Origin of the sequence: Pedobacter cryoconitis, from assembly GCF_014207135.1 — a bacterium.
Classification (GTDB): domain Bacteria; phylum Bacteroidota; class Bacteroidia; order Sphingobacteriales; family Sphingobacteriaceae; genus Pedobacter; species Pedobacter cryoconitis_D.
On the sequence record NZ_JACHCC010000004.1, the window covers coordinates 189,489 to 201,427 of the forward strand.

General features: G+C 40.1%; 8 protein-coding genes. 6 read left to right on the forward strand and 2 right to left on the reverse strand.

The features are described from left to right. The first annotated feature begins 151 nt into the window (after positions 1-151). The 6 genes from HDF25_RS08485 to HDF25_RS08510 all read left to right on the forward strand — a co-directional run bounded on the left by HDF25_RS08485 (position 152) and on the right by HDF25_RS08510 (position 10,096). Positions 152-2,596: a TonB-dependent receptor gene (locus tag HDF25_RS08485; protein ID WP_184624317.1), complete on the forward strand. Its 2,445-nt coding sequence runs from the start codon at positions 152-154 to the stop codon at positions 2,594-2,596. Positions 2,597-2,653: 57 nt separating this feature from the next. Then, positions 2,654-3,901 carry a DUF4374 domain-containing protein gene (locus tag HDF25_RS08490; protein ID WP_184624318.1) on the forward strand — a complete coding sequence of 416 codons (1,248 nt, stop codon included), beginning with the start codon at positions 2,654-2,656 and terminating at the stop codon, positions 3,899-3,901. Between the two features lie 63 nt (positions 3,902-3,964). Beyond that, a complete protein-coding gene (locus HDF25_RS08495; RefSeq protein WP_184624319.1) occupies positions 3,965-5,089 on the forward strand; it encodes a PepSY-associated TM helix domain-containing protein in 1,125 nt (374 codons plus the stop codon). Then, positions 5,064-7,472 (forward strand): outer membrane beta-barrel family protein, encoded by a 2,409-nt coding sequence (locus HDF25_RS08500; protein WP_184624320.1) that lies wholly within the window; start codon positions 5,064-5,066, stop codon positions 7,470-7,472. Before HDF25_RS08495 ends, HDF25_RS08500 begins: the two co-directional genes overlap by 26 nt. Before the next feature lie 244 nt (positions 7,473-7,716). Next, entirely contained in the window at positions 7,717-8,460 is a 744-nt protein-coding gene (locus HDF25_RS08505) for a zinc ribbon domain-containing protein (RefSeq protein WP_184624321.1), read from the forward strand. A 130-nt stretch (positions 8,461-8,590) separates the two neighbouring features. Then, a complete protein-coding gene (locus tag HDF25_RS08510; protein ID WP_184624322.1) occupies positions 8,591-10,096 on the forward strand; it encodes a tetratricopeptide repeat protein in 1,506 nt (501 codons plus the stop codon). On the opposite strand, the gene HDF25_RS08515 is transcribed toward HDF25_RS08510, so the two are convergent. After that, positions 10,093-11,175, reverse strand: a complete 1,083-nt coding sequence (locus HDF25_RS08515) for a 3-oxoacyl-ACP synthase III family protein (RefSeq protein WP_184624323.1) — start codon at positions 11,173-11,175, stop codon at positions 10,093-10,095. The two genes, HDF25_RS08510 and HDF25_RS08515, sit on opposite strands and share 4 nt — an antisense overlap. Positions 11,176-11,239: 64 nt before the next feature. Beyond that, a complete protein-coding gene (locus HDF25_RS08520) occupies positions 11,240-11,884 on the reverse strand; it encodes a lactate utilization protein C (RefSeq protein WP_184624324.1) in 645 nt (214 codons plus the stop codon). Positions 11,885-11,939 lie beyond the last annotated feature (55 nt).

Consider the following 11,939-nt stretch of genomic DNA (forward strand, 5'->3'; position numbering starts at 1 on the left):
GTTTATGATAATAGTATAAGTAGAAGCAGGGAAACCGGCTGTGAAAGAATAAAAAATGAAATAAATTTTAAAAAAAAGAGCCATACAGTTCGTACCTGTATGACTCATCCCCAAATGGGGTTACCTCTAAATCGTTTATCATTTAAAAGCAATGCAAATTAAGAAAATTTTTCTGACGGGTACACTGTGCGCCCTTCTGTTTTATGTCCGGGCACAAAGTGTACCGCACATTACAATCAAAGGGAGCGTATATAATGAGCAGTCAGAGGCCATTCCAGGCGCAATTATCCGGTTATTACCTGCTAATAAATCTGTTGTTAGTGATGTAAAAGGAGAGTTTCATTTTACAGGTCTGGCCGCGGGGACTTATCAACTGAAAATCCATGCGCTGGGCCATGTGAAATCAGAAAGAGAGGTCATCATTACCGCTGGAAAAGAGCTGAATGTTAGTTTCAGATTGAAGCAGGATGTGAGAGAGATCGATGAAGTTGCTATTCATGGTTTCAGCAAAAATCAAAAGACAAACAGACAGGCCTATAATGTCATATCGATAGACGCAAAAACGCTCTACAATACGACTATGGACCTTGGACAGGTGTTGAACAGGGTTTCCGGGGCCCGCGTCCGTGAATCGGGAGGAGTCGGATCGGATCTTACTTTTAGTCTGAATGGTTTTTCGGGTAACCAGGTGAAGTTTTTCCTGGACGGAATGCCAATGGATAATTTTGGATCTTCTTTCCAGCTGAATAATATCCCGGTAAATTTTGCTGACCGTATAGAAGTTTACAAGGGAGTGGTTCCTGTATGGCTTGGCGGGGATGCACTAGGTGGTGCAGTGAATATTGTGACTAATACTGATCCGCGAACTTATCTCGACGCCTCTTATTCGTACGGTTCTTTCAATACACATAAAAGTTCGGTTAATGCGGGTTATACAGCTAAATCCGGTTTTACAGCACAAATAAGTGCCTTCCAAAATTATTCTGATAATAATTACTGGGTCACCGGAGATGTTGTCGACAGGGAAACCGGACTGAATACACCGACAAGGGTCCGTCGTTTTCATGACCAGTACCACAATGAAACGATGATAGCGAATATTGGTTTATCGGGTAAAAAGTTTGCTGATCAGTTTTTAGTGGGGATTACGCTGGGACAGAACAGGGCGGATATACAGACGGGAACCAGAATGCATGATGTATTTGGTGCAAGATGGAAATCGGGAAATACTGTACAGCCCACTTTGAAATATCTGAAAAAGAACCTGCTGGTCAAAGGACTGGATTTAAGGGTTAATGGTAATTTTAATTTTGGGGAAGAACGTAATGTGGATACTGCTTTTAAGACCTATACCTGGGACGGAAGTTTTGTTTACAGGGACCCGGCTAACCCGGATCGTCAGGGAGGAGAAGTAAGTTTAAGTGACTATAGGTTCAAAAATAACAACGGGCTGGCCAATGCGGCACTAAACTATGCGCTCAATGAGCATCATTCTTTTTCACTGAATGAACAGTTTTCTTCTTTTAACAGAAAAGGAGTTAACCATTTTGACCTGGATAATCTTCAGGATAAACAGCCACAGATTACCCGTAAAAATATTCTTGGGCTGGGCTATCGGCTGAACCTGAATGAAAAACTGAATTTTACAGCTTTTGTCAAACAATACAATCAGCATGTGATCAGTAATGATGTCTTGAGATTTTTTGATAATTCAACTAAAGAAACAACCTATACTATTCTTTCCCGCAATTCGGATTTATCAAAGCTGGGTTATGGATTTGCGGGGTCATATTTTTTAAGGGATAATCTCCAGCTTAAAGTTTCTTTCGAAAAGGCTTACCGTTTGCCAGGCAATAATGAATTGTTCGGGGATGTATACACTACAGTCGGAAATATGGACCTGAAGCCTGAAAACAGTAACAATTTTAATCTTGGAGCTGTTTATACGGCTAAAATTAATCAGATACATTTTTTCCAGATTCAGGCGAATTACATCTTCCGCAATGCCAATGACTATATCAGGCAGCTTGCTCAGCCTGGAGGGAGTAACGGAAGATATTTGCAAAAGAGTATCAATGAAGCTAAAGTAACTAACCGTGGTATAGATGCCGAGCTGCGTTATACCTATAAGAACTTGTTTACGCTCAATACCAATGTCACTTATCAGAGTTTAAGGAATGATACTGAGTTTGAAACGCTGAAAAGCGGGGAAAAATCTACGGTCAGGAGTGTTCTTTACCGGGACCGTATACCAAATACGCCCTATCTTTTTGGGAATGCCAATGCCAGTCTTTATTTCGATAATGTGCTGAAAAAAGGGAATCAGCTTACATTGGGGTATAATTTATTATTTGTCAATAAATTTTATCTGTTCTGGCCAAGTCAGGGAGATAAGACCGGAAAGCTGGATATCCCGACACAATGGGCGCATGATATCAGTATGATCTATGCAATGGCTGGTGGAAAATATAATGTGGCAGTAGAATGTCTGAATTTAACAGACGCTAAATTATACGACAATTTTGCGCTGCAAAAACCCAGCAGGGCTTTCAATCTCAAGCTTCGTTATTATTTCTCTAAAAAAACAGGCATCTGATCCAGGATGACTACCTCAGCTCATTTTTAAGCTTTTAATAATCAAACAAATAGAACAATGAAAAAGACGACTAATTTTTTACTGACAGGAATGTTAGGGATGGCTGTGCTTTTAGGCGCGTGCAGTAAGGATAAAAATACTTCAGATGGTTCTGGTACCGGAAACCCGGACCCCGGGAAACTTACCCGCTCAAAATATGTATTTGTATATACTGGTAAAGGAGATAATGCTGCGACTTATATCGTAGGTGCGGATGACATCACTAAAGGAGGGATATCCTCCACAAAAAATGGGGTTGAGGTCGATGCCTATTCTTTTGTTGTTCAGAATAATACTGTATTCGCACAGGCTTATAATGAACAGGGACCTGTTACCCCTTATCGTATTTATGATGATGGAAAAATCGGTGTTGCCGGAAGAACAGTAACAACCTTTCGTACAGGTGTATATGGTAAGGTAAATAATGATTCCTGGGTTGGTGGTGGTGACCCGCGTTCAAGTGGTGTTGGTGAATTATTCCGTTTTGACGCTGTAAACCTTCAGCTTGCAGGGAGAACAACTACAGATCTTAAAAAGATCACTGGAACAGGCTTTAATGCAGTCTGGACAGGCTTATTCCAGGTAAATAATAAATTATATATGCCTTATTATAAATTTAAGCATACACCGGGTGGAAGAGTTTATGAAGGGGAATACGGAAGTCTGGATAGTACCTGGGTGGCTGTTTTCAGTTATCCTGAGCTTAAATATGAAAAAACAATCGGAGATGACCGGACTGGTTTTATCGGAGACTGGAGCAGTCAGCAAGGGGTACAGCAAATTGAAAATGGAGATGTTTATGCCTGGTCTACAGCGATGGGCGATGGAGAACAGCGCAGATCTGCCAGGCCATCAGGGATCGTCCGGATCAAAAAAGGAGCAGAACAATTTGATAAATCGTATTTCTTCAATATAGAGGCTGCTACAGGGGCGAAAATTTCAAGAGGAGAATATATCGGTAACGGTAAATTCCTGATGTCGGTTTACACTGTACCAAAAGAAAACGAAGGGAAGGTTAAAATGATCATTGCTGATGTATTTAACAATAAGGTTACTGAAGTTAAAGGGATTCCGAGCCATGACGCAGTCAGGTTTAAAATGGTGGTTTATGCCGAGTCTGATGGTAAAACAATCGATTATGTAATGCAGGATGATAGTGGGGAGTATTATGTGTATATCATTAATGGTGAGACCGCTACAGCAACGAGAGGCCTTCATATTGAAGGCGCAGAGGTTGTAACTGCCTTCTCGAAATTAAAATATTAAACTATTGTGTTTTGACGGGCCGCATTACCAGGTGTAAGTGGCCCTTTTTTAACTGTATTTCTGATGTTCAAAAAAATAAATGCCTGGCTCCATTTGTGGCTGGGGCTTGCCTCGGGTATTATTGTCGTCATTGTAAGTCTGACTGGCTGCATATTAGTATTTGAGCAGGAAATAAACAATTTACTTTATCCTTATCTTACTGTAAAGGCCGAAGCTGAAAGTAAATATCTCCCTCCTTCTCAGCTTTATACCCGCCTGGAGGAGCATATGCCCGGAAAAAAAATCAGGAGTATCTGGTATCATGGGTTGGATAAATCAGCTCATGTGACCATCGACTCTGATTCAACGGTTTATATGAACCCTTTTAGTGGTGAAGTGCTGGCTGTTGCTGATCACGATGCCTTTTTTCATTTTGTAGACCAGGGGCACCGTAATCTATGGATGGGAAGAAAAATAGGTAAAGCTGTTGTGGGTTGGGGCACCTTTATTTTCTTTCTGCTGTTAATCAGCGGACTGATTTTGTGGTATCCAAAAAAATGGAGTAAAACCAATATCAATAAGAGTTTTAAAATAAAATGGAAGGCAAAGTTTAAAAGGCTCAATTATGATCTCCATAATGTTCTCGGATTTTATGCCCTTCTGATCGCTGTAGTCCTGGCGTGTACCGGATTGATCATGAGTTTTTCCTGGTTCTCCAAAAGTGTTTACTGGTTAAGTGGCGGGACGAATATGGCTAAGCGGGGAAAACAGCAGGAGGTTAAATTGTCACCGCCAGCTGGTCCGATAATTTACAGCGCAGATAAAGTTTGGTATAAGGTGAGAAAAGAAATGGCTGTGCATGAAAAAAATGCTGTCATTGTCTCTGTTCCTGATCATGATGATGAAGCGATTTATGCCTGCACAGATATGTATAATGGCAGCTGGAGGGATATTTATTTTGATCCTGCGACAATCAAACCACTACCCTTTTCAGGAAAACGCTTGTCGGACCTTGCTTTTGCTGACTGGTTGCGAAAATCAAACTACGCTTTACATGTGGGAGCTATCGGAGGCCTTTTTACTAAAATTATTGCCTTTATCACCAGCCTGATCTGTGCCACTTTACCGGTCACGGGTTTTTATGTCTGGTGGGGTAAAAGAAAGAAAATAAAAAAAATAACGCATGAAAATACTTCTGACCATATTTAGTTTCTTCCTGTTTGCTCAGTTACATGCCCAGACGCACCAGGTAAGAGGAAATTTAATGGATGAGGCAGAAAGACCTGTCAGTTATGCAGGTATTTATTTGCTTAAGGCTGCAGACTCCAGTCAGGTGAAGGCCGTAGTGAGTGATTCAGGAGGTTATTTTAAGTTGCAGGATATTCCAAAGGGCAGATATTTAGTAAAGATCAGCTTTGTTGGTTATCAGCATTATTTCAGTCAGCAACTTGTATTGGATGGGGAATCAGTTATCTCTAATCTGGGTGTCATTCGGCTTATTGCAGAGCAGATGTCACTGAATACCGTAGAAATTAAAGCGAATAAAGCTGTAATCGTACAGCGCTTTGACCGGATGGTAATGAATGTGGAGCAGAGTGTAATGGCCGAAGGTGGGACTGCTCTGGAGCTGCTTAATAAAGCTCCTGGTGTCGCTATTACTGAAAATGGGGAGCTTAGTTTAAAAGGAAGACCTGGAACTATGGTGATGATTAATGGAAAACCCACTTATTTATCAGGGAATCAGCTGGCAAATTTGCTAAGGGGAACAGCCTCTAATACGATTTCCAGGATTGAGATTATGGCAAATCCGTCTTCTAAATTTGATGCTGCGGGTAATGGAGGGATAGTTAATATTGTGCTCAAAAAAAGTGTTAAAACGGGCTTAAACGGAACTGTATCGGCTAATGGCGGTGCAGGACGAGCTGCCCGGCTGGGTGGTGGTACCAGTCTTAATTACAGGTCTGAAAAGGTAAACCTTTTTGGAAATTATAATTACTTCTATCAGGACCTGGAAAGTTCAGCGGAAGTTAAACGGGATTTTTACCATCATGGGATTCCTTACAGCAGCTCATTCCAGCAAATGAACGAAAAGGCAAATCTGCGTGCACATAATTTTCAGGCGGGACTGGATTTGTTCCTCAATGAAAAAAACACACTTGGGTTCCTTGTAAACGGAGGAACCGGGAAGTATCCAACGGTTCAGCCTACGCGTAATCGCCTGCAAGATGATGAAACCGGAAGGCTGTTATGGGAGGCCCGGACGCATACGACTGGTAAAGAGCGCTGGTCAGATATGCTTTACAATATGAATTACAAGCACCTTTTTAATGACAAAGGGCATGAGCTGACTGTTGATCTGGATTATGTGACCCATTTCTCCAAAATGGATCAGCAACTGGATACACGTTTTGCCGATGGAAATGGAATGATTACAGAAAAATCAAGAAAAGGTGATCTGCCTTCTGATAATGATATTTACGTTGGAAAAGTGGATTATATTTTGCCGGCAGGGAGTTTAGTAAAGATAGAAACCGGATGGAAAGGAAGTTTTGTCCGGATGGCTAATCACCTCAAATATGATACTTTGCAAAATAAGGTATATGTGCCGGATCACTTCACAAGCAATGATTTTATTTACCGGGAGCAGATCCAGGCAGGATATCTTAATCTGAAAAAGGATATAGGAAAATTTAGTATCCAGGCGGGCCTTCGTGGGGAATATACTTATACCCAGGGGCATCAGCTAACCACAGACTCTTTAGTCAAAAGAAGTTATTTTAAACTATTTCCAAGTTTGTTTATCACCCGGGAAATTAATGATAAAAATCGTTTGCAGCTAAGCTACAGCAGACGTATAGATCGCCCGGGGTACTGGGATATGAATCCTTTCAGGGTATATAATGATCCATTTTCCTATGAGGAAGGAAATCCATACCTGCTTCCGTCTTTTGTTAATGCTTTTGAATTGAGCCATGGTTTCCAATCCAGGTATTATACTACATTGACCTATAATTCCAGTACAGATGTAATCAGTAGTTTAGTTGGAGGGAATAGTGGACTAACTTTTCAGAGGCCTGAAAACCTGGCTAAATTTAAAAACTATGGGGTTAGTTTTACAGCATCAACAGATTTTACGAAATGGTGGTCAGGGACACAATTTGTGAATCTTTTTCGCAATGATTTTTCCATAGCCGCAGAAACGGGGGAAATCAAAATGAAAAGAACCAGTTTCTCATTCGATACGCAGAATACTTTCAAACTGGGAAATGGCTGGAAAACGGAACTGAGTGGATTGTATAAATCGAAAGTAATTTCAGGGGTATTTACTACAAAAGGATATTATATGGTTTCTGCAGGGACTCAAAAGGCATTATTAAATGATAGGGCAACTGTAAAGCTGCTGGTTAATGATATTTTCCAAAGTGCACAGATCCGACAGGTTGCTGCTTATGGAAATATTTCAACTTATAGTCATAGCCGACCTGATAGCCGGGCAGTAGTTCTCTCCTTGAGTTACCGCTTTGGCGGAGACGGAGCCAGTGGCAGACAACGGAGTACGGCAAGTGAGGAGCTCAAAGGAAGGCTGAAATAAGGAAGAATAAGGAGCTTAAAGGGGGGATGGAATATTTAAAGAAATGCCAATCAGCAGATTAATAGCAAATTGTATGGCTGAAAGAAAATATAATACTTATCTTTGCAAGCTTTAGCAATAGTATATAAGACAATTATTTCTTGTTATTTATGGAAATAAGTATTGTTTTGAGTCTGTGCGAAAGTTAAAGAACTGATAATTAGTTAAATATAATTATACCCATACCCATAAATTATTTCATTTAATGGAACAAACTGTAGAGCAAAAGCTGAAAGCTTTATACGAATTACAAACCCTTCATACAAAAATTGATAAAATACGTCAGATTCGTGGTGAATTGCCAATGGAAGTGGCTGACTTAGAAGATGAGGTAGCGGGATTGGAAACACGTATACAAAAATTCAAGGCTGAATTGGATGATACCGAAGATGCTATTGTAACACGTAAAAATATGATCAAGGAATCTCAGGCCCTGATCAAAAAATATGATACTCAGTTAAAAGAGGTAAAAAACAATCGTGAGTATGATGCTTTAACAAAAGAAGTTGAAATTCAATCTCTTGAAATTCAGGTTTGCGAGAAAAAAATCAGAGAATTCGGATTTGATATCTCTACAAAAACTGAGGTTTATGAAAAAGCTTTAGGTGACCTCGATTCCAGAAAGAATGATTTGGAAATCAAAAAAGGTGAATTACAGACCATTACTTCTGAGACTGAAAAGGACGAATTAAGCTTAAGTAAAAAAGCAGAGAAAGCCGAAGCGGGTATTGAAGAGAGATTATTGGTTGCTTACAGAAGATTAAGAGGAAATGCAAACAACGGTCTTGCTGTTGTTACTATCGATCGCGACTCTTGTTCAGGATGTTTCAATCAGATCCCACCTCAGCGCCAGTTAGATATTCGTCAGCGTAAAAAAATCATCGTATGTGAGCATTGCGGTAGAATTTTAGTTGATGAGGCATTGACATTAGAAAATGTAACTGCGTAATTAAGTAGTTTTTCATTCTCCATAAAAAAAACGGTCGGATTATCATCTGACCGTTTTTTTTATGGAGAATGAAACAATAATTCAATTTTGATCGTTTTTAAGAATTTACCCTATAGAATTGTTTTTCATTATGTCCGCCAAAAGGAAACTTATCCTCCTGTTTAAATTCTGTTTTTTTCCGTTTTTATTCCTGTTACCAGGTACTGTTCATGCCAATTTCGATTTTAATGCCAACTGTCTGAAAGCCTACCAGCTGATCTTTGAGCTTAAAATTAACGCGGCAAAACAGCTGATTGCTGCCGAAAAGAACGCGCATCCTAAAAACTCAATAGTTCCTTTATTAGAGAATTATGCAGATTATTTTTATCTGATTACTGTAGAGAGTAAACAGGATTTCGACAGGCTTAAAGAAGAGAAATCGCGCAGGCTTAGCCAGATAGATGATGATGATGCACAATCCCCTTATTATCTGTACGCACAGGCTGAAATCAACCTGCAATGGGCGTTACTGAGGAGCCGGTACGGAGAATACTTTACCGCAGCAAGGGAAATTAAAAAAGCAAACGGTCAGCTACAGGATAATGCAAAGAAATTTCCAGGTTTTCATCTGAATGGTAAGGGACTGGGGCTGATCAATGTGTTTTTGGGAAATCTGCCTGACGGAGTGCTGAAAAGTACACTTTCTACATTCGGAGTAAAAGGAGATGTTCAGAAAGGGCTTTCAATGTTAGATAAGCTTGCTCAGAATCTTCCTAAATCTGCTTTTGAACCATTTTATGAAGAAGTGGTATTTTATTACGTCTATGTTTTATCTGATGTCATCCACTCTCCGGATGCTTACGCTAAAACTATGAAATATACGGCCAGAATTTCTGATAATAGTCTGTTGAAAGCCTATTTACAGGCTTATGTGTGTGCCAGGAACGGGCATAACGATGAGGCGATCTCCATTCTGGGCAAAAGACCTTCGGGCGAAGGCTATCAGGCTTTCCCTTATCTTGAGCTTTTAATGGGGACTGCGAAACTGAATAAACTGGACTATTCCGGGGCAACTAATTTTAAGCGGTTTCTGCAGCTAAATAAAGGCGTTAATTACATTAAGGATGCCAACCTTCACTTGTCGTGGGTTGCTTTGCTAAATGGCGACACAGGGGCTTACAGGGCTTATAATAATAAAGTCAGAAGTGCTGGATATACTTATGGCGAAAAAGATAAGCAGGCAATGAACGAAGTAGCCGCTCCTGCTCCGGATCCTGGATTATTAAAAAGCAGGCTGCTGTTTGACGGAGGGTATTATACCAAAGCACTGGACATGCTGTCAGGAGAAAATGCAGACAGTTATAAATCTATCAAGGACAAGGTAGAGTATTATTATCGAATGGGCAGGATTTATGATGCGCTGGATAAGGATGACAATGCATTGCAATATTATCAGAATGCTGTGACCTCCGGAAGGAACCTAAAATATTATTACGCGGCGACCTCTGCTTTGAATATGGGCAGGATATATGCGAAAAAGAGAAACGATGCAAAAGCAAAAGCCTGGTTTAACCAGGCTATCAATATGAAAAATCATGAATATGAGAATAGTATTGAAGCTCAGGCCAAAGATGGCCTGAAGAAGCTGTCTAATTAAAATCTATATACAAAAGCATTGATATGCATTCCGGCACCGACAGAGGCGAATACTGCATATTCTCCTGCCTTCACTTTGTAGCCGGCAACTTTTTCCTTCAGGACAAGATCAAGCAGGGTTGGGATAGTAGCAACAGAGCTGTTTCCCAGCCATGAAATTGTCATCGGAACCAGATTTTCCGGAACAGAATCCAGGTGATATAATTTAAATAGACGTTTCATAATCGCATTATCCATTTTGCCATTGGCCTGATGGATAAAGACGGTTTTGATATCTTCAATGCTTAACCCTGCCTTATCAATAGCGATTTTGACTACATGAGGAACATTTACAACGGCAAACTCATATAATTTACGTCCGTTCATTTTCATATAGGTATTCCCATCTGTAGCAGCGGGATTACAACTTTTGGACATATAGAGAAGGGAAGCAAATTTTCCTGCAAATGATTGGGTTTTATGGGCAATGATACCTGTTGGCTGCTCGTCTTCGACAGCCTGAAAAACAACTGCTCCTGCCCCATCTGAGAATATCATGCTATCACGGTCATGCGGATCAATGATGCGGGATAATGTTTCTGAGCCGATCACAAGCACGCGTTTTGCATCACCACTCTGAATCAGATAATTGGCTTGTATTGCACCCTGTACCCAGCCCGGACAGCCAAAAATGATATCATAGGCAACGCAGTCAGGATTAACTATATCCAATTGTTGTTTTACTTTGGCAGCAAGTGCCGGCAGGATATCCATACGGTTACTGCCATGCTGAATATCACCAAAGTTATGACAGAAAATAATGTGATCTAAGGTTTCTTTATCAATTGAAGCATCATCCAGAGCCCTTTGTGCGGCAATGGCAGCAATATTACTATTCATCAGATCATTATCTACATAACGTCGTTCGATGATTTCTGTAATTTCTGAGAATTTACTGATAATATCGGCGTTATCCTTTTCAAGAATAAGCCCATTTTCATAAAATGTAGAATTCAGGAATGAATCTCCTGAAACAATATTGTCCGGAATGTAACTTCCAGTACCTGCAATTACTGACGATATATGCTTTTTATTACCCATTCTGAACCGTATACTGTTTTAGTCTTTAGTATAAAACTAGGATTAATTTATTGAAAACAAAAATTTAAGAGAAATCATCAATTAAAAAAACGATTAACTCTTTTGGTCCATGTGCACCAAGAACCAATGTTTTTTCAATATCAGCGGTCCTGCTGGGGCCGGTAATTGTGCTGATCATAGATGGAATTTGCGATCCGTATTTATTTTTAATCAGCTTGAACCCATCTTTAAGATCCATAACCAACTGACCGGTTCTTGCAATCACGATGTGATGATGTGGAAAAATACTTAGTCTTCTCCCCGATTCATTTTGGTTACTAAGTAGAATGGAGCCGTTTCTGGCAATTAGTGCTTCACAGGTGGTAATGCCGACTTCGGCCATTTCAAAGTCCTTGTCGGTCTTATAAAAAGGAAATTCATAGGTGGAAAGCAATCGCTGAAGCTCGGGTTCCCAGCAATAGATTTTTCTCCATTTATACTTGTCGGCCAGCTCCAGGATGTTTTCAATAAATTCAACACCATCCTCACAAAAAATAAAATTGCCGGAAACAGCCGTTAACTGTTCGGCAAATAGGACCTCTGGAATCTCTGTATTGGGTTTGTAAAGCGGGCTTTCCTCTAAATTAGGATAGGGATTATCTCTTTTTTCAAGCAGAGCTTTCCGTATCTTTTTTAGCATCAACTCCTTTGAAGAAATATTCTCTTGCATATAAAAATGGATTTGCTGTCATCAGTACACCTGATGACAGCTCCATAAAGCTAAT